Genomic DNA, 24975 nt, shown 5'->3' with positions numbered 1-24975 from the left:
GCCCCTTATCCATGCTTGACGGGAAACAGGCCCTGCGGCCGCATGGCCAGCACCAGCGCCATCACCACGTAGATCAGCATGGACGCAATGGCGGGCCCGGCGGCATTGGCCGCGGCGGGCGGTAGCGTGGCGCGCAACAAGGTGGGCAGCAGCGCGCGGCCCAGCGTGTCGATCAGCCCCACCATCAACGCCGCCAGAAACGCGCCGCGCACCGAGCCGATGCCGCCGATCACGATCACCACCAGCGTCAGGATCAGGATGGGTTCGCCCATGCCCGTCTGCGCCGACAGGATCGGGCCTGCCATCAAGCCCGCCAGCCCGGCCAGCACCGCGCCCAGCACAAACAGCAAGGTGTTCAGCCGCGCAATGTTCACCCCCAGCGCGCCCACCATCATGCGGTCGGTGGAACCCGCGCGGATCAACATGCCCAGCCGCGTGCGGTGGATCAGCACATAGCAGCCGCCGGCCACCAGCAAGCCCACCACGATGATCAAAAAGCGGTACAGCGGATAGGTCACGCCCAGGATGTCGATGGTGCCCGACAGCCACGACGGCAGCCCCATGCTGATGGGCGCGGGCCCCCAGATGATGCGGGTCAGCTCATTGAAGAACAGGATGAAGCCGAAGGTGGCCAGCACCTGGTCAAGGTGGTCGCGGGGATACAGCCGCGCCAGCGCGATGCGGTCCAGCAGCAGGCCCAGCGCCGCCATGCCTGCGATGACGGCGGCGCCGGCCAGCAGAAACGACCCGGTGTGGCGGAACACGGTGGCCGCGATGAACGCGCCCATCATGTACAGCGACCCGTGCGCCAGGTTGATGAAGTTCATGATGCCGAACACCAGCGTCAGGCCAGCGGCCAGCAGAAACAGCAGGATGCCAAGCTGCAAGCCGTTCAAGGCCTGCACAAGCAGCAGCGTCGCGGACATGGTTGTCACCTTTGGCGCGGGGCCGGCGCGGCCCTGCGCATCACTTCATTACGCATTGCGCGGCGTACTGGTCGGACACTTTGGACAGGTCCGCGAAGATGGGGCCCTTGTTCACGAACGCCACCTTGCCGTCCGCACCGGCCTGCACGTCGGCACGGAAAAATCCGGCCACCGGAAAGTGATTGGGCTGATAGCGGAATTCCCCCCGCACCGAAGCAAAGTCGGCCGCTTCCAGCGCCTTGCGCAACGCGTCCTTATCGTCGACCTTGCCGCCCGTTTTCTTTAACGCCGAGCCGATCAGTTGCGCCGCGTCGAACGATTGCGCCGCATAGCTGGACGGTTCGCGTCCGTACTTCTGGCGAAACGCGGCGGCAAACGCCTTGTTGGCGGCGTTGTCCAGGTCCGGCGAATACGGCACGTTGGTCACGGCGCCCAGCGCATCCTGTTGCAGCGCGGGCAGCGTGGCACCGTCGATGGTGTCCACCGACAACAGCGGTATCTTGCCGAACAGCCCGGCCTGCCGGTACTGCTTGATGAAATTCACGCCCATGCCGCCAGGAAAGAACACATACGCCGCGTCCGGCTTGGCGTCGGCCAGCGCCGCCAGCTCTACCGAGTAGTCGGGCTGGTTGACCTGGGTGAAGACCTCGTTGGCAATCTGGCCTTTGTAGAAGCGCTTGAAACCGGCCATCGCGTCCTTGCCCGCCTGGTAGTTGGGGGCAAGCAGGTAGACCTTCTTGAACCCCATCTGGTTGGCCATTTCGCCGCTGCCTTCATGGCGCTGCGTGTTGTTCCAGGACGTGGAAAAGAAATAGGGCGAACAGTCCTTGCCCGCCAGGTTGGTTGGCCCCGCGTTGGACCCCACCAGGAACACGCCCGCGCTGGTCACCGGCCGTACCACGGCCAGCATCACGTTGGAATACACCACGCCGGTAATGATCGGCACCTTGTCGCTTTGCACCAGCTTGCGCGCGGCCTGCACGCCCACCTCGGGCTTGAACTGGTCGTCTTCCTTGATGACCTGCACCGGCACGCCGCCCAGCTTGCCGCCGCCCTGGTCCACGGCCAGCATGAAACCGTCCAGCTGGTCCTGTCCCAGCACGGAGCCGGGGCCGGTCAATGTGGTCAACAAACCAATCTTCACGTCGGCCATCGCGGCGCTCGACAGGGCCAGGCCCAGGGCCGCGGCGGCGGCCAGTGTGGTGGTGCGTTTCATGTTTTTTCCCTTGAGTTGCCGTGTGTCACGGTCGTGGTCTCTTGCCCCGCGCAGGGGTTACGGCTGCAATCCAAAAAACGTCATCGTGTTGCGAAACAGGATCTTTTGCTGCACCTCGGGCGCGAGTTCCGCGTGCGCCACCAGGCGGCCCACTTCCTGTTCGCCCAGCGGGTAGGGGTAGTCGGAACCCAGCAGCACGCGGTCTTCGCCCATCACGTCAATCAACAGGCGCAGTGAACGCGGGTCGAACACGGCGCTGTCGGTGTAGAAGCGGTCGGTATAGGAAGAGGGCAGGCGCGGGCAGTCTTGCCGGATGATGTCGCGGTGCCGCCAGGCGTTGTCCACGCGGCCCAGCAGGTACGCGAAGCTGCCGCCGCCGTGCGCGAAGCACAGCTTCAGGCTGCGCGGAATGCGCTCGAAGGCGCCGGACAAAATCAACGACAGAATGCCCAACTGCGTTTCGGCGGGCATGGCCACCAGCCAGGGCAGCATCCACTTCTTCATGCGGCCATCGGTCATCATGTCCCACGGATGCACCAGCACCGGGATGTCGTGGTTGGCGCAGTGGATAAGGAATTGCACCAGCGTGTCGTCATCCAGGTCGCGCGGGCCGACGTGGTTGCCGATCTGTACACCCAGGTGGCCGGCGGCGCGTGCGCGGGACGCTTCTTTGCAAGCCAGGTCCAGGTCTTGCAGCGGCACCTGCGCCAGCGCTTTCAGGCGCGCGGGCGCATGGGCGCAGTGTTCCAGCGCCAGGTCGTTCATGCGGGCCGCCCAGTCGGCGGCAAGTTGCCCGGGGTAGGTGTAGCCGAACATGATCGGCGTGGCGCACAGGATCTGCACGTCCACGCCATGCCGATCCATCTGCTCGATGCGCAGCGCCGGGTCCCACAGCGTGGCGTCCACCGGTCGGAACTCGCGATCGCCCGCCATGATCTGGCCGGTGGCGCCGTCGGCGTCCGGGCGCAGCCAGGGCGCGTGCACGGGATCAAGCGCCGCCGCTTCCTGCCGCGTGATCGGCGGAAAGAAATGGGCGTGCATGTCGATTTTCTGAATCATGGATAACGGCTTCGCAAGAGTTGGGGTGCTAGGCGGGCACGGCTTGTCCGGCGGGCGCGTGGCCTTTGCCGGGATGGACCTGGCCACAGCCGGGGCAGGTGCGCTTGTCGGTGCTGTCGTAGAACGCCTGGAATAGCGGTGGCAGGTCGGTGACGATGCTTTTCAACTGCACTTGAACCCGGTGCACCAGGTGGCCGCAATGCGGGCAATACCATTCAAAGCCATCCAGCAGGCCCACGGGGCGCTGGCGTTCAATGACCAGGCAGGCGCTGTCGGCTTCGGGGCGTTGCGGCGAATGGCGTACATGCGGCGGCAACAGGAAGATGTCGCCTTCCTTCAAGTCCACACGTTCGGGCTTGCCGTCTACCCACAGCGACAACCAGGCGTTGCCGCGAAATTGGTAGAAGAATTCTTCCAGCGGGTCGTCGTGATAATCGGTGCGGTGGTTGGGGCCGCCGACCACGGTGACGATGAAGTCGGCGTCTTGCCAGATCTGCTGATTGCCCACGGGCGGCTTGAGCAGATGCGCGTGATCGTCGATCCAGCGCTGGAAATTCAACGGCGGGCCGTAGGCGGGCATGAAGATCTCCGGGGGAGGCTTGGTTTGATGAAGTCTAGGGGGCGAGCGCGCCGAGGGAATAATAGAAATTGCGCGGTTGGATATGCGGCTTATCTATCGCGGGGTTTCCCGTAGGGAAACGGGCGCGCCTGGCCTGCGCACGTTATCCGCGCGATATTCGCGCGTTATGCGCGGCGGGCCGATGCCGGTTCGCGCTGCGCCGTGATGGCTTGCAGGTACTGCACCAGCCGCTGGCAAGCGGGCGTCATCGGACGATCGGCGCGCACGGAATAACCCACGTCGCCAAAGTCTCCGAACACCGTCGTAGGCAGGCGCGCCAGCAAGCCCATGGACAGGAACTGCGCTGCCGCGTCGTAGGGAATCAGCGCCAGCGCGTCGCTGTGCATCAGAATGCCGATGTTGGTCAGCAGCGATAGGGATTCCACGTGGCGCGCGGGCAGGCGCAGGCCCGCGTCGAAAAACGTGCGCTCAACCGAAGCGCGCAGGGGCGAGGTGGGCGCGGGCAGAATCCAGATGTGGTCGGCAAGGTCCGCCAGCGTGACCTCTTGCGCGGCGGCCATGGGATGCTGCGCGCCGACCACCAGGCACAGCGCTTCGCGATAAAGCTTGTGATGGTCGACCGCCACGCCCGATATCGACGCCATGTCGGCGCCGGGCAACCTGCCCACGACGATGTCAACGTCGCCCGTGGCCAGCGCGGGCAGCAACTGGGCCGACGGCCCTTCGCGCACGGTGACCTGGATGCCCGGGTGGTCGGTCATCATGCGGGCAATGGCTTCGGGCAGCAGCTTGGCGGACGCGGCGATCAGCGTGCCCACCACCACGTGGCCGCTGGCGCCGCCCAGTACCGCGTCGATGTCGTCGGCCATGTATCGCACCTCGGCCAACATGGCATGCACGCGGCGCCCCAGCACCAGGGCAAGCTCCGTGGGCGTAACGCCCCGGTTCGACCGTTCGAACAAGGTCGCGCCAAAGAAGGCTTCCAGGTCGTGGATGGCCTTGGTGACGGTGGGCTGGGTCAGATGCAGTTCGCTGGCCGCGCGCGACAGCGACCGGCGCGCCAGCACGCGTTCAAAGATCTGCAATTGATGCAGCTTCAGCTTATGGCTGAGCGCATTGGGCGTGATGCGGAAGTTCGACATGCTTGGAGGCGCCCGCCTTGATTGAAATCAGCAAGTGCGGGTGCGGCAACGGATGCACCGCAGCGCGTGTGCGGGCGGGGCCATCAGCGTCGAAGAACTCGCGGTAGACGCGATTGTATCTACCGGTCTAGGGTTGTGGGGGTGCCGCCTGGGCCGGGTCCGACACGGCAGGCTTTGCGGCATCGCCGAAGCGCAGCGCGAATTGCCGCGTGAACACCGCGCCAAAGAAGAAGATCTGCGCGGAATAGTAGATCCACAGCAGCAGGGCGATCAGCGAACCCGCCGCGCCATAGGCCGACACGGCCGCGCCCCGGCTCAGGTACAGCCCGATGCCCCATTTGCCCACCAGGAACAGCGCGGCCGTCACGATGGCGCCGGGGATCACGTCGCGCCAGGATATCTTTGCGCTGGGCAGCAACTTGAAGATCACCGCAAACAGCGCGACCACCACCGAAAACGAAAACAGCGTCGATGCCCAATCCACCACCCTGGCGACGGTGGACGCCATCCACAGATCGCCATACAGCTTTTGCGCAGCGCCCAGCGCGGCATTCACCGTCAACGACACCAACAGGAACAGCGCCAGCACCAGCACGAGGCCAAACGACAGCATGCGGCTGCGCACCATGCCCTGGATGCCGCCCTTCTGGTTGGCGGGCACTTCCCACAAATCGTCCAGGCTGGCCTTCAGTTCGGCAAAGGCGGTGGTGGCGCTGAAGATCAGCACAAAAATGGAAATCAGCGCGGCGATCCACCCGCCGCCGGATTCATGCGCGCTGGCCAACACCGTCTGGATGACTTCCGCGCCGCGTTCGCCGGTCAGGTCGCGCATCTGCAAGAAAAGCTCTGACCGTACCGCGTCTTCGCCATAGAACGCGCCGGCCACGGCGATCACCAGGATCAGCATCGGCGCCAATGAAAACACCATGTACAACGCCAGCGCGGCGCCCTTGCTGGAGGCGCGGTGGTTTGACCACTGGTTGGCGGAGTCCATCAGCAGCCCGCCGATCTCGGACGGACGCAAGGCTCGCAGGCTCTGGGGTAGGCGCATAGGGCTGGGCGGCGTGGGCGAAGGAATCTTCATTGTAGGGACGCATGCGCCTGGGGGAAACCGCGAGTTTGTGCGCAAACGTGTTCGCGCCGGGCGATAACGGGTGCGCTGGAAACAACAGGCAATGTGTGCGGTGGCCGGCCGCCGAATCCGTCGTCGGTAGCGGGCAGGAGCGCACAAAAGGATGGGCGCACAAAAAGAAAAACCCCCGGGGCGAAGGTCCGGGGGTTTTTCAGATACTGCATTCCCCGGTTTTGACGCCGGGGAGGCCGTGCAAGGAAAGCGGGACTTAGAAGTCCATGCCGCCCATGCCGCCCATGCCACCCGGCATGGCCGGAGCAGCGGGCTTGTCTTCGGCCAGTTCGACCACGGCGGCTTCAGCCGTCAGCAGCAGGCTGGCGACGGAGGCAGCGTTTTGCAGGGCGGTGCGGGTCACCTTGGTGGGATCCAGAACGCCTTGCTCGACCAGGTCGGTGTACTCGCCGGTTGCAGCGTTGTAGCCGTAGTTGCCCTTGCCGTTCAGCACGTTGCTGACCACGACGCTGGCTTCTTCGCCGGCGTTCGTGACGATGGTGCGCAGCGGCTCTTCCACAGCACGCAGGATCAGCTTGATACCGGCGTTCTGGTCAGGCGTGTCGCCCTTCAGTTCAGCAATGGCTTGCTTGGCGCGCAGCAGTGCAACACCGCCACCAGCCACAACGCCTTCTTCCACTGCGGCGCGGGTAGCGTGCAGGGCGTCTTCGACGCGAGCCTTCTTTTCCTTCATTTCGACTTCGGTGGCAGCGCCAACGCGAATCACGGCAACGCCGCCGGCCAGCTTGGCCACGCGTTCTTGCAGCTTTTCACGGTCGTAGTCGGACGTGGCTTCTTCGATCTGGATACGGACTTGCTTGACGCGAGCCTCGATCGACTTGCTGTCGCCAGCGCCGTCGATGATCGTCGTGTTTTCCTTGCCCACTTCGATGCGCTTGGCTTGGCCCAGTTCAGCCAGGCCGGCCTTTTCCAGCGACATGCCGGTTTCTTCGGAGATCACCGTGCCGCCCGTCAGGATGGCGATGTCTTCCAGCATGGCCTTGCGGCGGTCGCCGAAGCCCGGAGCCTTGACGGCGGTGGTCTTCAGGATGCCACGGATGTTGTTCACAACCAGGGTGGCCAGCGCTTCGCCTTCGACGTCTTCTGCAATGATCAGCAGGGGACGGCTCGACTTGGCAACTTGTTCCAGCACGGGCAGCAGGTCACGGATGTTGCTGATCTTCTTGTCGAAAATCAGGACAAACGGATCTTCCAGCACGGCAACTTGCTTTTCCGGGCTGTTGATGAAGTAGGGCGACAGATAGCCGCGGTCGAATTGCATGCCTTCGACGACGTCCAGCTCGTTTTCCAGCGACTTGCCGTCTTCGACGGTGATGACGCCTTCCTTGCCAACCTTGTCCATCGCGTCAGCGATGATCTGGCCGATGGAGGCATCGCTGTTGGCCGAGATCGAACCGACTTGAGCGATTTCCTTGCTGGTCGTGACCGGCTTGGATTGCTTCTTCAGTTCAGCCACGGCAGCGGCGACAGCCTTGTCGATGCCGCGCTTCAGGTCGATCGGGTTGAAACCGGCGGCAACGTACTTCAGGCCTTCCATGACGATGGCTTGAGCCAGCACGGTGGCGGTCGTGGTGCCGTCACCGGCGTTGTCGGAGGTCTTGGAGGCAACGTCCTTGACCAGTTGTGCGCCGATGTTCTCGAACTTGTCCTTCAGTTCGATTTCCTTGGCGACGGACACGCCGTCCTTGGTCACGGTCGGGGCGCCGAACGAGCGCTCCAGCACGACGTTGCGACCCTTGGGGCCCAGGGTGGTCTTAACAGCGTTGGCGAGAACATTCACGCCGCGGACGATACGCACACGGGCGTCGTCACCGAACAATACTTGCTTGGCAGCCATTTCTTAGCTTCCTTCGAAAATTCGTTTGAGGCGGGGTTTACTGAACCACGGCGAGGATTTCGTCCTCGCGGATGACGAGCAGTTCTTCGCCATCAACCTTCACGGACTGGCCGGCGTACTTGCCGAACAGAACCTTGTCGCCAGCCTTCAGGTCGACCGGCAGGATCTTGCCGTCTTCGGTCTTCTTGCCGGGGCCGACGGCCACGACTTCGCCCTGATCAGGCTTTTCAGCGGCGCTGTCGGGGATGACGATGCCCGAGGCAGTCTTGCGCTCGTTTTCGAGGCGTTTGACGATCACGCGATCGCCCAGGGGACGCAAGGCCATGAGGAACTCCTGTTTACTTGATTAAAAGTGAATGATCGGTTAGCCCCGGGAGGGCTGTTAGCACTCACCGGTGTCGAGTGCTAATTATAGGGATGATGTTGCAGGGTTCAAGGGGGGGAAGGACGGCTGTTACATATTCGGGGGTTCGGCTGGACGATGGCCAGACCAGGCCGCCAATTGTCACTCGCGTTCCACCATTTGAGATTCCGGCCCCCATGAGCCGGGCGCCGAACACTTCCCTGCTTGATCACCCAGGCGCTGCCGCCACAGAATGAACACGTGTCCATTTTGTGTTGGACGCGGTTGGAATTCTGGAGACACCATGTATATCAGCGAGCAACTGCTCAATCCTGATGAGCGCCGACTGCGCTTGTCGACTCAACTCGGCGTTCAAAGCGTCGTGCTCGACAACCGTGGCACCGAGCTCGTGTCAGCCCGCGGCGGTGTCAGCAAATGGGACGCCGCCAAGCTCGCCGCCTATCGACAATGGGTTGAAGGTTTTGGCCTGAAGCTGGATGTCTTTGCATTGGATGTGGGTTCCATTCTTCTGGATTCGATGATCGACATGGATAGCGCCAAGCGGCAGCGCGCAACCCTGGCCGACAACATCCAGAAGGCGGCGGATGCGGGCATCACTTGTCTTAAGTACAACGTCCAAATGGTAGGCATCACGCGCACGGGGTTGAAGCCCGGGCGCGGCGGCGCCCGGAACTCCGGATTTGTCTACCGGGAATACTCGCCAGAAAACGATCGCAAGCACTCCTACTGGGGCGTCGGGTATCCCAGCAATCAAGAGGAAGGCGGGTCGGAGTCGGCGCTGCTATGCGGCCAGAAGATGGCGCGTGTAGTGCCGCCGGTGACCGAGCAGGCTGGCTGGGACGCCATCGAATTCCTGGTTGAAGGCTTGGTGCCTGCGGCGGACAAGGCCGGTGTGCGGCTGGCCTGCCATCCGCACGATCCGGCGTACCCGGTCGGGGGCCTAAACGGGGTTGAGCATGTAGTCGGGTCGGCCGACGGCTTGCGCCGCTTCCTGGCCTTGTCTCCCAGCAAGAACCACGGGCTCAATTTCTGCCAGGGAACGGTTGCCGAGATGTTCAAGGAGCCCGCCAGGCACATGATCCCCGTGATCGAAGAGTTCGCCTCTACCGGCCGCATCTTCATGGTCCATTTCCGCAATATCCGGGGCGGCTACCTGGATTTTCAAGAGGTCTTTCCTGACGAGGGTGATGTCGACATGCTGGAGGCCGTGAAGGCGTACCAACGCGGAGGGTACGCCGGGCCGTTGTGTCCCGATCACGTGCCCGTCTCCGACATCGATGAAGGGCGGGAACGTTTCATGGCGTTCGCGCTGGGCTACACGCGCGGCCTGTTGCAGGCCGCCGGCGTGTGGTCGCCGCCGGGGCGCTGAATCGCCATGGCCGAAGCCAGAAAGTTGCGCAGCCAGCGGTGGCTCGCGAAGGATGATTTCCGAACCTTCAACCACCATAGCCGGTTCATGCAAATGGGCTTCGAGCGAAAAGATTGGGAAGGCAAACCGATCGTCGCCATTATCAATAGCTGGTCGGAGTTCAACCCCTGCCATATGCACTTTCGGCAGCGCGTCGATGACGTCAAACGCGGGGTCTTGCAGGCAGGCGGCTTTCCGTTGGAGATGCCCGCCATGTCGCTGAATGATGCGCTGGTCAAGCCCTCGGCGCTGCTCTACCGCAATCTGATGGCGATGGAAATCGAAGAAATGATTCGGTGCTATCCGGTTGACGCCGTGGTGCTGATGGGCGGTTGCGACAAAACGACGCCGGCGATGCTGCTTGGCGCCATCAGCGCCGGCGTGCCTGCGGTGTTCCTGCCCGCGGGTCCCATGCTGCGTGGCCATTCTCGCGGCAAGACGTTAGGCTCGGGATCGGATGCGTTCAAGTTCTGGGACGATCGCCGTGCCGGACTTATTACCCCCCATGTGATCGTGCTTCGCAATGCAGGCCGGAAGGGCGGTCCTGGCATGCCTGAATGGGGCATGATCCCCGTGCCGCTGAAGCTGGTCAGGCAAGGCGTGCGCGACATGCTGCGCATCAGCGACGCGCGCATGAGCGGCACCAGCTATGGCGCATGCGTCTTGCATGTGGCGCCCGAAGCGTATGTGGGCGGCCCGCTGGCACTGGTGCAGGCGGGCGACATCATTGCCATTGATGTGCCAGGGCGACAGATCCGGCTGGAAGTCAGCGACGACGAATTGTCTCGCAGGCGTGCGCAATGGCACGCGCCGCCCGCCCGATTCGGCAGAGGCTACGGCAAGATGTTCACCGACCACATCCTGCAAGCGGATCAAGGCTGCGACATGGATGTGCTGCTGACGCAGGCCGGCGAATGCGCCGGCGAGCCAGATATTTTTTGGGTTTCTTCCTGCTCAATTCCAGAGTCTGAGACAAAGGCACCTGATCGCCCGCGCGCCGCCTTGAGCGCGTGGAGGCGTCGGTACACACTCTGAACCTAGCACCGGGCGCGGTCCTGCGCGGTGTGCATTTCCCGCAATGCGCACGGTCTGCCCCCAACAAAAATAATCTGGAGACCTAGACATGTTGCGTGCGCGCCAGCGCTTTCTCATTCTCGCTTTGATCACGATCGTACTTGCCTTTAGCACGGGCGATCGCGCGACCTTGTCTGTCGCTGGTTCAGGCATGTCCAAGGAGCTGGGTCTGTCTCCTGTGCAGATGGGATGGTTGTTCTCGTCTTTCGCATGGGCCTATGTGCTTGCACATGTTCCTGCGGGGTGGCTGGTCGACAGGCTCGGCGCCAAGCGCACCGTACTGGGCGGCCTGGTGCTGTGGTCGGCGTGCACGATGTGCATGGGCGCCGCCGGATGGTTTGCTTCCGCGTTCGCCGCGTTGCTGGTTCTGCGCTTTCTGCTGGGCACGTTCGAGGCCCCGGTGGGTCCGGCCTCGGGCCGTGTGATCGCCGCTTGGTTTCCCGCGCAGGAGCGCGGCGTGGCCGGCGCCATCTTCAACAGTGCGCAGTATCTGTCGTTGGCCCTGTTCACGCCGTTGATGGGCTGGTTGGACCATATGTTCGGCTGGGAACATGTGTTTTCGGTCATGGGCGCGCTGGGCTTGTTGCTGGCGCTGCTGTGGTGGCGTGCCTATCAGGTTCCAACCGAACACCCCAAGCTCACCGCCCAGGAATTGGAATTGATGCGCAACGGCGGCGCACTCGTTGATCTGCCGGCCCATGGCGTGGCCCCATCCACGGACGGCGATGTGCAGCCCGATGCGGACGGCATGGTGCAGCGCACGCCCAACCTGCTTGATCTATTCCGCAGCAGGATGTTGACGGGCATTTTCCTGGCGCAGTATTGCATTACCGCCATCACCTGGTTCTTCGTGTCGTGGTTTCCGACCTATCTTGTGAAAGAGCGCGGCATGAGCATTCTGACAGCGGGATTTGTGGCGTCGTTGCCGGCCATCGCCGGCTGCGTGGGTGGCGTGCTGACGGGATTTGTGTCGGACTGGCTGCTCAAGCGCACGCAGTCACTGACGATTGCGCGCAAGGTGCCCATCACCATCGGCCTGCTGCTGACCTCGGTCATGATCGGCTGCAACTACGTTGATACCGACTGGATCGTGGTGGCGCTGATGTCGCTGGCCTTCTTTGGCAAGGGCTTCGGATCATTGGGCTGGACGGTGGTGGCCGATACTGCGCCCAAGTCGATGATCGGTTTGACTGGCGGCGTGTTCAATGCGGTCGGGAACACGGCGGGCATCACTACGCCCGTCGTGATTGGGTACATCCTGGGCACGACGGGTTCGTTCCACCAAGCCTTGGTGTTTGTGGGCTTGCACGGTGTAGTTGCCGTGGCGAGTTACTGGGTGCTGGTGGGCCGCATCCAACGCTTTGAGCCCAAGCGCAGAGCGCCGGCGTTGCGCGAGATTCACGCCCGTCCATCAAACCCGTGATGGGGTATTGGGCATCAGGCGCTGTCGCGCACGACAAGCGTGAATCCCAGGTCGTGAACGCGCTGGCCATCGTTGGATGCGCCGCGCAGGCGGCGCGCCAGCAAGTCGCCTGCGTGCTCACCCAGCGCGCGGGAATCGATTCTGATGGTTGTCAGCGCCGGGACGCTGGCGATGGCGACCGGCAGGTCTGAAAATCCGGCGACGGCAATGTTCTGGGGAACGCGCCAGCCGTGGTTTCGGGCCGCCAGCAGCGCGCCTAGCGCCAGGGTGTCGTTACCGCAAAACACACCGTCAAGACCGGGATGCGCATGCACCAATGCTTCCAGACCATGAACGCCATCCTGGATGCTGGAAGGCGGCTTGACAAGGTGCATATGAACGCTGGAGACGCCAGCTGCTGTCGCGGCTTCCCGGAACCCGCGCAAGCGCTGCGCGGAACGGGGTTCATCCGCGCCGATGAATCCCAGCTGCTGGCAGCCGCGGCCTGTCAGATGCCGGGCCATTGTGGCGCCGGCGTCCGCATTGGAAAAGCCCACCACGGTGTCAATCGGCGTATCGATCAAATCCCAGCATTCGATCACCGGTATGCCCGAACGTTGCAGCTTCGCTTGCACGGCAGGCAAATGCTGCGTGCCGGTTACGACGATGGCGTCGACGCGCCGGCCAATAAAGGCGTCAACCAATCGCTCTTCTTCATGCGGGTCGTATCGGGTCTGCCCAAGCAGCAATTGATAACCTGCTGCCGACAAGCGGGCCGACAGACCGTCCATCGTGTCGGCGAACCACGCATTGGATAGGGTGGGCACCAGGGCGCCGACAATGCGTGAACGGCGTGACGCCAGCGTGCCAGCATTCAGATTGGGCACGAATCCCAGGCGGGCGATCGCGGCCAGGACAGTGGCGCGCGTTTTGGGGGCGACGCTGTCCGGCGCATTGATCACGCGCGAGACCGTCACCCGCGCGACGCCGGCTTCGCGGGCGACGTCAGCCATCTGGACGCGGGTTGCGGCGTGCGTCATGTGCTGCTCCGTTCAATGACCTCGAAGCCAAGATCGGCGAATTTCGCGCCGGGCGCGGAGTTGCCCAAACGGGCAATCAACATCTTTCCGGCCCGTTCGCCCATCTCTGCACGGCGGATCCGGATGGTCGACAAGGCGGGAGAGGCCGCCCGGGAAATCGACAGATCGCCAAAGCCCATGATGGCAAGCCGCTCGGGGACCGGCAGGCCGTTTTGCCGGCAGGTGAACAGCAACCCTGCCGCCAGCAGGTCGTTGTTGCAGAACACCGCCGTGATGTCCGGGCGGCGTGTCAGCATCTGTTCCAGACAGGGTCCGGCCGCGTCGATCTGAACCGGAGGCGGGATGAACGCCGCTTCGATTTCAGGCAGGTCGGCGGCCAGCGCTTCTGCGCGAAAGCCTTGCAGGCGTTGCCGGGACCGCGCCTCATCGGCGCCAATGAATGCCAGCGTGCGATGACCTCGATCAATCAGATGGCGCGCGGCGGCGCGTCCTGCGCCTGCATTCGAAAACCCGACGGCCATATCGATCAGCGTGGTGTGCCCCGGGCCCGGTAGGCCCCAGGTCTGCACGACGGGCACGTTCGCGCGTTGCAGTTTCAGGCGCAGCGCTTTGGGCTGCGAAAAGCCGGTCAGCACCAAGCCGTCGACGCGGCGGCCCAGGAACGTATCCACAAGCGCTGCTTCCACCTGTTTGCTGTAGCCACTTTGGCCTAGCAACAATTGATATCCGTCTCCGGCCAGCGTATGCGTCAACGCTTCGATCGTTTCGGCAAAGACCAGGTTGGATATCGTTGGGACGATGGCGGCGACGATGCGGGAACGGTTGGAGGCCAGACTGCCCGCCATCAGGTTGGGCACATAGCCCAGCAGGGCGATTGCGCGGCGCACGGCCGCCAGCGTATCGCGAGACACCTTTTCGGGGGTATTCAAGGCGCGCGAAACAGTGACGAGTGAGACGCCCGCCTCTCGGGCGACGTCGCTCATGCGGGCATTGCCGGGTATGTGAGGCGAAAGTTCCAAAGTGTGGGACGCGAGGCGATGTCGATAAAAGGGGTGGATTGCGAAATCCGGACAGGCGTTCAAAATGAAAGCGCTTCCATAATTCTATCCATAAAAAATCGGCTACGACCGCACAGGAGACAAAGCATGAGCCGTAGATTTCTATTCACCGCGCTATGCCTGGTGGCCAGCATGGTGACACTGCCTGGCGCTGCTTGGGCGCAAGCTGACTATCCGTCGCGTCCCGTGAAAATTGTCGTGCCCTTTCCCGCTGGCGGCACCAGTGATCTGATGGGCCGCTTGATTGCCGATGTGCTCGGCCGCGAGCTCAAGCAGGCTTTCGTCGTTGAGAACAAGGGGGGCGCCGGAGGCGCCATCGGCACGGAGCAAGTGGCAAGAGCGCAGGCCGATGGCTATACGCTGCTGTTGTCGGGGATAGGCAGCAACGCCATTATTCACGGCTTCACGCCAAAGCCGTCGTATGACTCGAACAGCGACTTCGTTCATATTTCGCAATTGGCGGCCGGGCCGAATGTGCTGGTCGTGAACCCCGCCTTTTCTGCGAAGACCTTTCAGGAATTTATTGCCTGGGTTAAGGCACATCCTGGCAAATTCGACTACGGCCAGGTCAATGCGTCATCTGGTCACGTGACGACCGAATACCTGAAGCAGGTGGCGGGCCTGGACATGGTGGGCATCCCTTATAAGGGGGGAGCGCCCGCGTTGAACGATGTGCTGGCGGGCCAGATTCCCGGCATGTTCACCAATCAAGATGCGGTGTTGCCGCATGTGAAAGCGGGAAAGTTGCGGGCATTGGCCGTGACCAGCATCGAACGTAATCCGCTGTACCCCGATGTGCCGACCGTGGCCGAGTCCGGCTATCCGGGTTTCAGCGCCGTGTCGTGGACAGGGTTGTCCGCACCCAAGGGCACGCCCGCCGCTGTCGTCGCCAAGCTGGAGGCGGCGATGGTCAAGGGGTTCTCCGACCCCGCCGCGCGCGCCAAGCTCGAAGCCAGCGGCTTCGTCGTCGTGGCGTCCCGGTCGGCCGATTACAGCCGATTTGTGCAGAAAGAAATCTCGCGCTGGGAACAAGTCGTTCAGAAGGCCGGCATCAAGCTCAACTGAGCAGGCCCACATTTTTATTGTCCTTTATCCGGAATTGATCAAATGAAAGCTGTCCAATCCAACATCGTGTCTTATGCCAAGGCAGACGCCAACGTGCGCACCGCGGCCGAGAGCGGCGACCGTATCGAATGGATCAAGGTATCGCTGGTGCATCTGCCGCTGGCGACGCCCGTCAGTGACGCCAAGGTGCTCACAGGCCGGCAGAAGCCATTGACCGAGATCGCGTTCATCTTTGCCGAGATCCGCACGCGCGACGGCCATGATGGCATCGGCTTCGGCTATTCGAAGCGCGCCGGCGGTCCAGGCATGTATGCGCACGCCAAGGAAATCGCACCCAACCTGTTGGGCGAAGACCCCAGCGATATTTCCAAGCTGTTTACCAAGCTGCTGTGGGCGGGCGCGTCCATGGGCCGCAGCGGCCTGACGACACAGGCGATTGCGCCATTCGACATTGCGCTGTGGGACCTGAAGGCCAAGCGCGCGGGTCTGCCGCTGGCCAAGCTGCTGGGCGCGCATCGCGATTCGGTGCAGTGCTACAACACGTCGGGCGGTTATCTGCATACCCCGCTGGACCAGGTGTTGAAGAACGTGCAGATTTCGCGCGAAAGCGGCATTGGCGGCATCAAGCTCAAAGTGGGCCAGCCTGACTTGGCGATCGATGTCCAGCGCGTGGGCGAGGTGCGCAAGCTGCTGGGCAACGACTTCCCGCTGATGGTCGATGCCAACCAGCAATGGGACCGGCAGAAAGCGACGCGCGCTTGCCGCGCTTTTGAAGACTTTGATCTGACCTGGATTGAAGAGCCCCTGGACGCGTATGACTTCGAGGGCCATGCGCAACTGGCGAACCGCTTTGATACCGCCATTGCTACGGGCGAAATGCTGACCAGTGCGGGCGAGCACGCTCAGTTGATCCTGGCGGAAGGCAGTGATTTCATTCAGCCAGATGCCCCGCGCGTGGGCGGCATCACGCCGTTCCTGGAAATCATGGCGTTGGGAGCGTTCAAGGGCCGCAAGCTGGCCCCGCATTTCGCCATGGAGATTCACTTGCACTTGGCGGCCGCCTATCCCATCGAGCCGTGGCTGGAGCACTTCGAGTGGCTGGGTCCGATGTTTAATGAGCAGATGCACTTGAAGGATGGCCGCATGTACGTGTCGGATCGTCCCGGGCTGGGGTTCTCGCTGAGCGAACAGGCAATTGCCTGGCGCGCGGACTTCGAAGAGTTCGGCAAGCGTCCGTAGCGATCGAAAGGGCCGGCAATGCCGGCCAAGTAAAAAGCGCGCCAGTCTCTCGGGACTGACGCGCTTTTTTCTTGCCTTCTTAGGTGGGCTAGGCTTGTTTGAACGCACCATTCACAAGCCGCCAGAGATTCAGCGGGTTGTCCGCCAGCAGCTCAGCGGGCAGCAGGGCTTCCGGCACGTCCTGATAGCAAACTGGGCGCAAGAATCGGTCGATGGCTTGCGCACCCACCGAGGTGTACATCGCGTTGGTGGTGGCCGGGTAGGGGCCACCGTGAACCATCGCGTGGCAGACTTCCACGCCCGTCGGAAAGCCGTTGGCCAGGATGCGGCCGGCTTTGCGTTCCAGCACGGGCAGCAGCGTGCGCGCCAGCGGATGGTCGGACTCGTCCAGCAACAGGGTAGCGGTCAGTTGGCCCTCAAGATGCTCGGCGACTCGGTGCAGGGTGTCTTCATCCCGCACCCGGATGAGCAACGCAGCGGGCCCGAAGACTTCGGCCTGTAGTGCTGTTTCTTCCAACAGGTGCTCGGCATCGCTGAGATACAACGCGGCCTGAGCGGCGTTGGGGCGCCCTTCGGATGAGAGACCCGTCGCCACGGTGGATACCCCATCGGCAGCTTGCCACGCCGCCTTGCCCGAGCAATACGCGTCGTGGATGCCTGGGGTCAGCATGGTCTGAGCGGGCTTCTTGCCCACTGCCCGGGCAGCGGCGGCGACGAACGCATCCAGGCCGGGCCCGTCCACTGCCAGCACCAGGCCGGGGTTCGTGCAGAACTGGCCGGCGCCCAGCGTCAAGGAATCTACGAAGGCACGGGCCAGTGCTTCGGGACGGGCCGCCAAGGCGCCTGGCAGCAGAAACACGGGGTTGATGCTGCTCATCTCGGCGTATACCGGAATCGGCTCGGCGCGTTGTTGAGCAATGCGCTGCAAGGCCACCCCGCCTTGCCGAGACCCCGTGAAGCCGACCGCCTTGATGGCGGGATGGGCGACCAACGATTCTCCCAGTTTGCGTCCCGATCCGATCAGCAGAGAGAACACCCCCTCGTGCAGTCCCAGCCTGGCAACCGCTTGTTGAATGGCTCGGCCCACCAGCTCCGAGGTGCCCAAGTGCGCCGAGTGGGCTTTGACGATCACGGGGCAGCCTGCCGCCAGCGCGCTGGCGGTGTCGCCGCCAGCCACCGAAAATGCCAGCGGAAAATTGCTGGCGCCAAAGACGGCGACGGGACCCAGCGGCAGTTTGGACATGCGCAGGTCGCTACGGGGCAGCGGCTGCCGCTGCGGCAACGCCGTGTCCAGCGTGGCGCGCAGGAAATGCCCCTGGCGGACAACGCTTGCGAACAGGCGCAGTTGTCCGGTCGTGCGGCCGCGTTCTCCTTGCAGCCGAGCAACGGGCAGGCCCGTTTCTGCATGCGCCCGTTCAATCAGGGTGTCGCCCAGCGCCTCGATGTTGTCGGCGATGGACTCCAGCAAGGCGGCTCGGGTCTCCATGGGTTGCCGTCGATAGGCGTCGAAGGCCTGGGCCGCCAAACGGGCGGCGCGATCCACGTGCGCGGCGCCGCCCAGGCCGAGCGGGGGAGTCGGGATCGCCTGATTGGTTGCCGGATTGATGGCGTGGGCGACGCCTTCGTCGCCCGTTACGTCGGATGCTCCGATGAGCATGCTTCCAGACAGTGTCATGTTGCGGTCTCGCATAGGTTTCAGCGTTGCCCTACACCGTGTAGTCAACGGCGGCCCATTCGAAGTACGGCTTCAAATCAGCCACCAATGCGACATGCAGCGGGTGGAACAGGTAGGCATCGAGCTCGGCTGCGTTGTCGACTTCGGACTCCAGGATGTAATCCCAGCTGATGGGGCGCGTCAGTTCGTTGGCGGCAACGCGCCAGAACCGTATCGCCGGAATGTCGGCGCCCAAGGCGCTCATGCGCTCGGCCAGGCGCGCTTCAAGCGCCGCATCACGCTCGACGCCGGGACGCCTGCGGAACAAGACAATGTGCCGGATCATGTTGCTGCCTTCGTGGCGCTTTGCAGGTGATAGCCCCGATCGGCATAGTCAAACGCAACCAGTTCATTGATGCGGGCAGACGGGTCAGCGGGCGAGGCGTAGTAGGCGCGGATCTCTGAGATTTTTCCCGTCTCGGGATCAAAGTCGTACCACTCCGCGCCGCGCAGGGCCGTGCCGCTTTTGTTCTTCCAATGCGTCCATTCGATCATCGCCTCGGGCGTGTCGTGGCTGACGATGATGCGTTCGATGGTCCACTGGGAACCCAGCGTTTCGACACACCACACCCATTTCTTGGCGATGGTGTCGGCGGTGCGCCACGGCACTTCCGGCAAGCCGGCCGGGAAGTAGTGGACGGCGTCGGGGGTGAAGCAATCAACCAGCGCGTCATAGTCGGCGGCATTGCAGGCGTCGAAATAGCGGCGGATCAGCGCGGCGTGGTCTTCGGGGGTAAACGTTTTTCTCATGAGTGCATCCTGAATGCGGCGTGATCAACGGCTGCCTGCGGGCTTGGCGGCGGGGATCGCGGGGCGGCCGTCAGCGACCCATTGCTTGAATTGCGCACGCGTGGCGTCGCTGGGCGGATACAGGCCCCACAGCGGTTCGCCGGCTTGCACGCGCAAGGCCAGATACGCTTCGATGTCGTCACGCTTTTCGCACAGGTCCGCCATTTCTTCGGCCAGATGCGCGGGGATGACGGTGATGTTGTCGCCATCGCCATGGATCACGTCGCCCGGATAGATCGCCACGCCGGCGCAGCCGATCGGCACTTGCAGATCCGCCACATGGTGGTAGCTCAGCCGAGTGGTCGCGGTGACGCCGGTGCTCCAGATTGGAAAATCCATCTGGCTCAGTTCGGTGCCGTCGCGAAAGGTACCGTCCGTGATGACGCCGCGCGCGCCGCGCATCATCATCCGCGTGATCAGCATATTGCCCATGGATGCGGCGCGGCCGTCCTTGTTGCTGTCAATGACAAGCACATGGCCGGGCTCGATCTGCTCGACGCCCACCCATTGCAGGTTGTCCGCTGAGGGCGACGTAGTCAGGTTGCCATAGACATCCACATCTTCGCGCGCGGGAATGAAGCGCATGGTGTACGCGCGGCCGGCAAAGGGTTTGACCTTTTTGTTCAGCGGCGTCAGGCCGTGCAGCACCGGCTGACGCAGACCCTTGATATACAGCTGCGTGGTCAGCGAGCCGCTGGTTGCACGGGCCAGACGGTCCAGGACGGAGTCGGGAACATAAGGGGCCGGTTCGCGCTGGGGAATTACGGCCAAGGGGGGAGGGTTTGAGACGCTCATGGTGCGTGGCTGTCGCTTTACGTGAAGGGAAATCGGCGGTTTGTCCCAAATGGTGGAACATCCGGGGATGAATGCCCGCGCCGTCACGGCGCGGCATCCGTTCACGAAATGGTATTGAAGTTGCGGCGAACTTAATATGGAGACCAACAGCGCGCGAACGTCAAACTTGGCGCTTTTTTCCACATATTGAGACTTGCCCCGATGACAGCAAATACCGGTGATGGAACTGGCTCTTTGGAGAAAGCCATCGACATGTTGGAGGCGGTGGGCGCGGCACCCGATGGCTTGAGCCAGACCGATCTGGCGGCGCAGTTGGCGCTGCCCAGAACCACCACGTACCGCTTGCTGGCAACGCTGGTGGCGCGCGGCATGTTGCGCCGTGACCCGCTGCGCAAGGTCTATCGGCTGGGATTGCGCTGTTTCGAAATGGCGCGCCAAGCCTATACGATGCCGGACTTGGCCGCTGCGGCCGCCTTGGAAATGCGCGGTCTGCGGGACCTGACCGGAGAGACCTGCTATCTGGCGACGCTGGACGGCCTTGAAGTCATTTCGCTGGAACGCTGCGACGGTGCGCATAGCGTGCGATCCGCGGCGGTGTTGGGACAGCGCAAGCCGGTGCATTGCACCAGCCAGGGAAAAGCGATTTTGTCCGTCATGCAAGCCGCGCCACGAGAAGAAATTGTCCGCGATATGACGCTGAGATCGTTCACCCCCCACACAATCACCGACCGGAGGCGTCTGAATGCGGAATTGAAGATCACCGCAGCCCGAGGCTACGCCATCGATGACGAAGAAATCGTGCTGGGCGTGCGCTGTGTCGGGGCGCCTATCGTGGACGCATCCGGCGTGGTGCGGGGCGCCATCAGCGTGGCGGGGCCTGCCTATCGGCTGACGCGCGCCCGAGTGGAATTGCTGGGGCCCGAAGTGGCTCAAGCGGCCCGCCGCATTGGTGCGCAACTCGAAACCGTGAAGCCGCCTGCGGACGGAACTGCCGCAGTGGCCATCGCCGGGCCTTGGGCGTTTCATGGCGCGCATCCGCAATGGTGCCCGGACCGCAAGAGTCTGGTTTGGGCCGACGTGTTAGCGCCGTCGGTACGGCGCCTGGACATGTCGTCCAGGCCGCCGCGCGATGAGCTCGTCTACCGGCTTGAAAATCCGATCAAGGGCCTGTTGCTGGACGCGGACGGAATGTTGGTGGCGGGCGGCAACAGTGCGGTACGCATCGCGCAAGACGGCACGATCAATCCGCAGGCCGCATGGCCGGGCGCAACGTTGATGGCGTTGTGCCAAGGCGGTAATGCCGGCGAGGCCTGGGCGGCGTTCGAACAGGAGGAAGGAGCAGGCTGCGTGGTAGGCGTGATCGCATTGCCCACGGGTCGGTTTGAGCCCCATTGGGCCATCGCTGAACCCGTGCAGGCCTTGCAGTGGTGCTCCAAGGAATGTGAGCTTTACGCGGTGACGCCCGCGTCCGGCGCCATCCTGATTTTGCAACCGGGCCATGACAGCGTGCGCCGCCTGGCCAGCATGCCCAAAGGCTCAGGACTGCTAAGCGGACTTGCGCTGGACGCCGACGGCGGCATCTGGACCGCGCTCTGCGACGGCTGGAGCGTCGTGCGCTTCACCCGGGATGGGCTGCTGGATCGGGTGGTGGGCTTGCCGGTGCCCTGTCCGACAGATCTGGCGGCGGCTGGTGCGCGCATGATTGTCACGACAGCGCGCCAGCAAGTCGCCCTGGACACGTTGGCCAAGGCGCCTTTGTCCGGATGCCTGTTTGAGTTTCCGCTTTAGGCAACTTCGTACGCGAAGCTTTTGGCAGTAGGCACCGGCGACCCGCCACCTGTCTCCTCCGCATGAACGCCGGCCTTCGTAACCGCCGCGCGGCTTTTGTTTTTGCTTTTCCGGTGCTTCTCCGGTGCTCTTCCCGAGGGGCGGGCACGGTAGGTCCGTCGTGTTAAACCGCATACGTCACCCGGTGCGCCTCGGTCGGCAGCGGCAGGTCCCAGCGGTGTAGCATGCTGGTCAACGTCTTGTTCGATAGTGATGTGTCGCGCCGAGTGTTCCGGCGCAGCAGCTCGGCGCGCGGTTGTTCCAGATAGACCAGTTCAACTTGCGCATGATACGAATACAGCAGATCCAACGTCTTCTTGCGCATCAGCTCGCTAAGGTGGGTGGCGTTCCAGACGAAGGGCGCCTTGCGCCGCAGCAGTTCGCGGGCACGGTCGATAGCCAGGTGCGCCACCATGCCTTCGTTCTTGCCGTGGCGCAGGCCCAGTTCTTCTCGCGCATCGTCGAACGAAATCACCGGCAACTCGGGATGATGCCGGCTCACCCAAGTGTTCTTGCCCGACGCGGGCAACCCGGACATCACAATCACCCGCGATCCAGGTTCCTGAAACAACGGGTAATCGGGATGCACGTCGGCGCCGCGAAAATAGCTGACCGCGGTATGGGCATCGGCGAAGGCGCGTGGCTGACCAAAGCACCGTTCGTCGCGCGCCAGCTCGCAGAACAACGCGATGTTGTCCAGCACGCGTTGACCGTCCGGGCAGATGCGTCCACGCATGTCGGCTTCGGCCAGCATGGCCAGCAATGGAATGTCGACCTGCCAGGACAGTTCACGCACGATGAACTCGGGGGTCTTGCCGCGACGCGAGCCTTCCAGTGCGAAGAACGGTACCTGATGGACCGCGATCAACCGGCACACGGCCTCGCGCACGGCAAAGGGCACGCCTGCTTCCCACAGCGCAATACGCGCGTCGATGGCACCCTTGCGGGAGTGGCCGGGCTGGCCGATGGCGCCGGTGACCGGGTCGATGACGGTCGTGCTGTGCTTGGCGATGTCGTGCAGCAGCGCGGCAAGAAATACGATTTCCTGGTCGGCCCGAGCCGCCGTTTGGTATAGCGGCAATGCCAGCAGCGCTTCCACCACCATTTTCGTATGGGTCCAGACATCGCCCTCGCCGTGATAGCGCGGGTCTTGCGGCGTGGTCTTGGCCAGCTCCAGCGCGGGGAATGCCGCCAAGCAGGCGCTGAAATCCGGCGCCTTGCCCGGAGCAGGCGTAAGTGCCCGCAGTGCTTCGTATTGCATGATCTGTTCCTTATTGTCCGGCGGCGCCGCGCAGCGTGTCCCAGTCCACCGCGAGACGCGGCGCGTAGAGATCAACGCCGGGCGCCAACTGGTTGGGCACGTAGGGCTGCTCGGAATGATGTTTGTCCGAATCCAGGATGGCTTGAACGAAATCTCGTCTTACCCACTTGTAGCGGGCGATCGTCCTGCCGTCGGCTTCCACTTTGACGTACAGGCCTTCCGACAGGTCCGATTTGTCGCATTGTTTCCAGGCGCGCTGCAGGTCCAAGCCTTCTCGTTGCACGGTGGCTTCAAAAGCCTTGCGCCAGTCTGGCGTCTTGGCCAGCGACGGTCGCAGCAGGGCCTTGAGCGTGTCGAGCCTGGGCGGCGCCACGCCTTCATACAGGACGGGCACCGACAGCACGGGGCCATTGGCCAGCAAGACGCGGCGCGCCTGGGTGGACAGGAATTCGCCGCTGTGACGATCCAGGACATCGAACTCAAAAAAATGATGCGGCAAGGCGTCGTAGAAAACCGAGTGTTTCTTCGACAGCGTTTCGCCATACATCACGTAGCGATCCTCCAGGCGGTCAAGCAGCCAGTCGGTGTGCGCCGCGGCCCAGGCTTTTACGAAACTGAATTGCCGTTCGCGGCCGCCTCCCACCAGGTAGTGGCCGCGCGATTGCAGCAGCAGTTCGCCCGATGGGCTGAAGCTGATGCCGGTGTTCGCGCCGTCGAGCTTTTCTTCGACGACCAGGTGCAGGCCGGCCAATTGACGGTACGGCACGTGGTCGTGGCCTTCGTCGCCGTCTTGCAGGCGCGAGCCTTCCAGGTGGGGAGTGCGGGGATAGCGAAACAGGTCCAGCGATTGCGCGTAAGCGCAGAAATCTTGCGTCATGGGATCTTCTCCAGTGTGATGGAAAAGCCGACGACGCAGTCTGGACGGGAAAGGAAAGCGAGTGGGTGTGTGCTTCCTGGAACCGCGCCTGGACCCCATGGTGTGCGCTCAAGACTCAGGCGTCGAGCAGCACGGGGCGCGCAGGCAGACCGCGATTACCAGGGCGGTAGTCGTCGGCGTTTAGGCGTAGTGACGGATGGCAGACACGGTTGCACTCAAATGGAATAGCGGGTTGAAGAAGAGGCGGGATCCTAAGACATCGAAAAGGGTTTTGTCAATGCGAGGCATGACGCGGGTGATAGACGTTTACTTGGCTTGCGCGTCGCCAGCGATCTTCCTGGCCGTCAGCGTCACGGTGAAAAACTCGTTTCGCTTTTCGGCCGAAAGGGTATCCAGCTGGTGCGTTCCGTAATCGGTATGTTGCCCGCCTTCGAATCGGGGGTAATACCCTTTCCAGAAATAGCGCGCCTGGGTACCGCCCGCGAGCATTTTTTTCGCGGGCAGCCCGGCTACGAATCGCGTATCGGCATTATCCGTCCGCGCTTGCAAAGCGACGCGCGCTTCAGTCAATGCCCAATGGCATACCCCGCGCCCGTAATAGTCCTCGTCGAGCAGCATGTCGGCATACACGGTGCCCACGTACTCGGTGGCGGATATACGGGAAAGGCGGAACGGTTCGTGGCTGGACAATGTCGGCACGTGGCCGGACAGGGCGTTGGATTTTCCACAGCGGGCGCCGTTGCTGGCGTCGAACTGCACAGTGCCCTCTGCCACCCTAAACGGCGATTTGCCGTCGCCCGCGCTTGATAGATCGGACGCATTGGCAAGTGTGAGCCGTATCTCATAAGCCTGCGTCGCAGCGGGGTTCAGCTTGCGCAGCGGTGCCTTCGTCGTGCTATCGGCGTAACCGGACCCGCACCCGGCGGTGGCCAGCAGGGCTAGCGTCGGCAAAGCCCAACGTAAGGCCGGCGACGAAAGATATCGAAGGGCGCGCGACAATGTCGATGTTTCCTATGGGAGGGATTTATTGTCGAAGTTTGCCACGAAATTGAGCGTCGGCTTCTGCATCGCCGGTCCGATTACCGGCGTGCGCATGCTGGATGGGGCCGATGAGCGTTTCGCGGGGCGCACCGTGACCTTGCGGGCCGAGCCCTACCT

Annotated in this window: 23 protein-coding genes; 6 read left to right on the top strand and 17 right to left on the bottom strand. The window is 63.1% G+C overall.

All coding sequences use genetic code 11. The features are described 5' to 3' along the window. Positions 1-5: 5 nt before the first annotated feature. From DVB37_RS23710 to groES, 8 genes are all read right to left on the bottom strand, one after another. Positions 6-926: a branched-chain amino acid ABC transporter permease gene (locus DVB37_RS23710; protein WP_046803785.1), complete on the bottom strand. Its 921-nt coding sequence runs from the start codon at positions 924-926 to the stop codon at positions 6-8. A gap of 40 nt (positions 927-966) precedes the next feature. Continuing rightward, positions 967-2142 (bottom strand): ABC transporter substrate-binding protein, encoded by a 1176-nt coding sequence (locus DVB37_RS23705; protein ID WP_120156959.1) that lies wholly within the window; start codon positions 2140-2142, stop codon positions 967-969. A gap of 57 nt (positions 2143-2199) precedes the next feature. Further along, positions 2200-3201 (bottom strand): amidohydrolase family protein, encoded by a 1002-nt coding sequence (locus tag DVB37_RS23700; RefSeq protein ID WP_120156958.1) that lies wholly within the window; start codon positions 3199-3201, stop codon positions 2200-2202. 28 nt (positions 3202-3229) lie between these two features. After that, the gene (locus DVB37_RS23695) at positions 3230-3781 is read right to left on the bottom strand and encodes a 3-hydroxyanthranilate 3,4-dioxygenase (protein WP_120156957.1); all 552 of its coding nucleotides are present in this window, start codon (positions 3779-3781) and stop codon (positions 3230-3232) included. A 164-nt stretch (positions 3782-3945) separates the two neighbouring features. Then, entirely contained in the window at positions 3946-4923 is a 978-nt protein-coding gene (locus DVB37_RS23690) for a LysR substrate-binding domain-containing protein (RefSeq protein ID WP_120156956.1), read from the bottom strand. A 127-nt stretch (positions 4924-5050) separates the two neighbouring features. After that, positions 5051-5974, bottom strand: a complete 924-nt coding sequence (locus DVB37_RS23680; RefSeq protein ID WP_120157625.1) for a YihY/virulence factor BrkB family protein — start codon at positions 5972-5974, stop codon at positions 5051-5053. Between the two features lie 289 nt (positions 5975-6263). Further along, positions 6264-7904, bottom strand: coding sequence for a chaperonin GroEL (gene groL, locus DVB37_RS23675; protein WP_046803791.1), 1641 nt, complete (start codon positions 7902-7904; stop codon positions 6264-6266). 37 nt (positions 7905-7941) lie between these two features. Then, the gene (groES, locus tag DVB37_RS23670; protein WP_006221616.1) at positions 7942-8229 is read right to left on the bottom strand and encodes a co-chaperone GroES; all 288 of its coding nucleotides are present in this window, start codon (positions 8227-8229) and stop codon (positions 7942-7944) included. 322 nt (positions 8230-8551) lie between these two features. On the opposite strand from groES, the gene DVB37_RS23665 reads away from it, so the two are divergent. From DVB37_RS23665 to DVB37_RS23655, 3 genes are all read left to right on the top strand, one after another. Continuing rightward, positions 8552-9637, top strand: coding sequence for a mannonate dehydratase (locus DVB37_RS23665; protein ID WP_104142012.1), 1086 nt, complete (start codon positions 8552-8554; stop codon positions 9635-9637). A gap of 6 nt (positions 9638-9643) precedes the next feature. Further along, positions 9644-10711, top strand: a complete 1068-nt coding sequence (locus DVB37_RS23660; RefSeq protein ID WP_120156955.1) for a dihydroxy-acid dehydratase — start codon at positions 9644-9646, stop codon at positions 10709-10711. An 88-nt stretch (positions 10712-10799) separates the two neighbouring features. Continuing rightward, positions 10800-12173 carry an MFS transporter gene (locus DVB37_RS23655; RefSeq protein WP_120156954.1) on the top strand — a complete coding sequence of 458 codons (1374 nt, stop codon included), beginning with the start codon at positions 10800-10802 and terminating at the stop codon, positions 12171-12173. 14 nt (positions 12174-12187) lie between these two features. On the opposite strand, the gene DVB37_RS23650 is transcribed toward DVB37_RS23655, so the two are convergent. Together DVB37_RS23650 and DVB37_RS23645 are read right to left on the bottom strand one after the other, a co-directional pair. Further along, complete coding sequence (locus tag DVB37_RS23650; protein WP_120156953.1) at positions 12188-13192, bottom strand: LacI family DNA-binding transcriptional regulator; 1005 nt, start codon at positions 13190-13192, stop codon at positions 12188-12190. After that, positions 13189-14274 (bottom strand): LacI family DNA-binding transcriptional regulator, encoded by a 1086-nt coding sequence (locus DVB37_RS23645; RefSeq protein WP_162941278.1) that lies wholly within the window; start codon positions 14272-14274, stop codon positions 13189-13191. The genes DVB37_RS23650 and DVB37_RS23645 overlap by 4 nt, the downstream gene beginning before the upstream one ends. A gap of 63 nt (positions 14275-14337) precedes the next feature. Here DVB37_RS23645 and DVB37_RS23640 point away from each other — a divergent pair, with 63 nt between their 5' ends. Beyond that, positions 14338-15315 carry a tripartite tricarboxylate transporter substrate binding protein gene (locus DVB37_RS23640; RefSeq protein WP_120156951.1) on the top strand — a complete coding sequence of 326 codons (978 nt, stop codon included), beginning with the start codon at positions 14338-14340 and terminating at the stop codon, positions 15313-15315. Positions 15316-15357: 42 nt separating this feature from the next. Next, positions 15358-16554 carry a mandelate racemase/muconate lactonizing enzyme family protein gene (locus DVB37_RS23635; protein ID WP_120156950.1) on the top strand — a complete coding sequence of 399 codons (1197 nt, stop codon included), beginning with the start codon at positions 15358-15360 and terminating at the stop codon, positions 16552-16554. An 88-nt stretch (positions 16555-16642) separates the two neighbouring features. On the opposite strand, the gene DVB37_RS23630 is transcribed toward DVB37_RS23635, so the two are convergent. Genes DVB37_RS23630 through DVB37_RS23615 form a run of 4 tightly spaced genes read right to left on the bottom strand, consistent with a single transcriptional unit; the run spans position 16643 to position 19852 of the window. Beyond that, positions 16643-18229: an aldehyde dehydrogenase (NADP(+)) gene (locus tag DVB37_RS23630; protein WP_120157624.1), complete on the bottom strand. Its 1587-nt coding sequence runs from the start codon at positions 18227-18229 to the stop codon at positions 16643-16645. Positions 18230-18260: 31 nt separating this feature from the next. Continuing rightward, complete coding sequence (locus DVB37_RS23625) at positions 18261-18554, bottom strand: Dabb family protein (RefSeq protein ID WP_104142022.1); 294 nt, start codon at positions 18552-18554, stop codon at positions 18261-18263. After that, positions 18551-19018: a nuclear transport factor 2 family protein gene (locus DVB37_RS23620; RefSeq protein ID WP_120156949.1), complete on the bottom strand. Its 468-nt coding sequence runs from the start codon at positions 19016-19018 to the stop codon at positions 18551-18553. Before DVB37_RS23620 ends, DVB37_RS23625 begins: the two co-directional genes overlap by 4 nt. Positions 19019-19042: 24 nt before the next feature. Next, positions 19043-19852 (bottom strand): ribonuclease activity regulator RraA, encoded by an 810-nt coding sequence (locus DVB37_RS23615; RefSeq protein ID WP_104142025.1) that lies wholly within the window; start codon positions 19850-19852, stop codon positions 19043-19045. 234 nt (positions 19853-20086) lie between these two features. Here DVB37_RS23615 and DVB37_RS23610 point away from each other — a divergent pair, with 234 nt between their 5' ends. Next, positions 20087-21640, top strand: coding sequence for an IclR family transcriptional regulator C-terminal domain-containing protein (locus DVB37_RS23610; RefSeq protein ID WP_240433986.1), 1554 nt, complete (start codon positions 20087-20089; stop codon positions 21638-21640). Positions 21641-21803: 163 nt separating this feature from the next. On the opposite strand, the gene DVB37_RS23605 is transcribed toward DVB37_RS23610, so the two are convergent. The 3 genes from DVB37_RS23605 to DVB37_RS23595 form a co-directional block, all read right to left on the bottom strand. Next, the gene (locus DVB37_RS23605) at positions 21804-22940 is read right to left on the bottom strand and encodes an AAA family ATPase (protein WP_120156947.1); all 1137 of its coding nucleotides are present in this window, start codon (positions 22938-22940) and stop codon (positions 21804-21806) included. Between the two features lie 10 nt (positions 22941-22950). Further along, positions 22951-23817, bottom strand: a complete 867-nt coding sequence (locus DVB37_RS23600) for an RNA ligase family protein (protein WP_120156946.1) — start codon at positions 23815-23817, stop codon at positions 22951-22953. Between the two features lie 306 nt (positions 23818-24123). Further along, positions 24124-24816: a hypothetical protein gene (locus DVB37_RS23595; protein WP_120156945.1), complete on the bottom strand. Its 693-nt coding sequence runs from the start codon at positions 24814-24816 to the stop codon at positions 24124-24126. Between the last annotated feature and the right edge of the window lie 159 nt (positions 24817-24975).

The sequence above is a fragment of the Achromobacter sp. B7 genome, from assembly GCF_003600685.1.
Lineage (GTDB): Bacteria > Pseudomonadota > Gammaproteobacteria > Burkholderiales > Burkholderiaceae_B > Achromobacter > Achromobacter spanius_B.
This window is presented reverse-complemented; position numbering and strand designations above follow the sequence as displayed.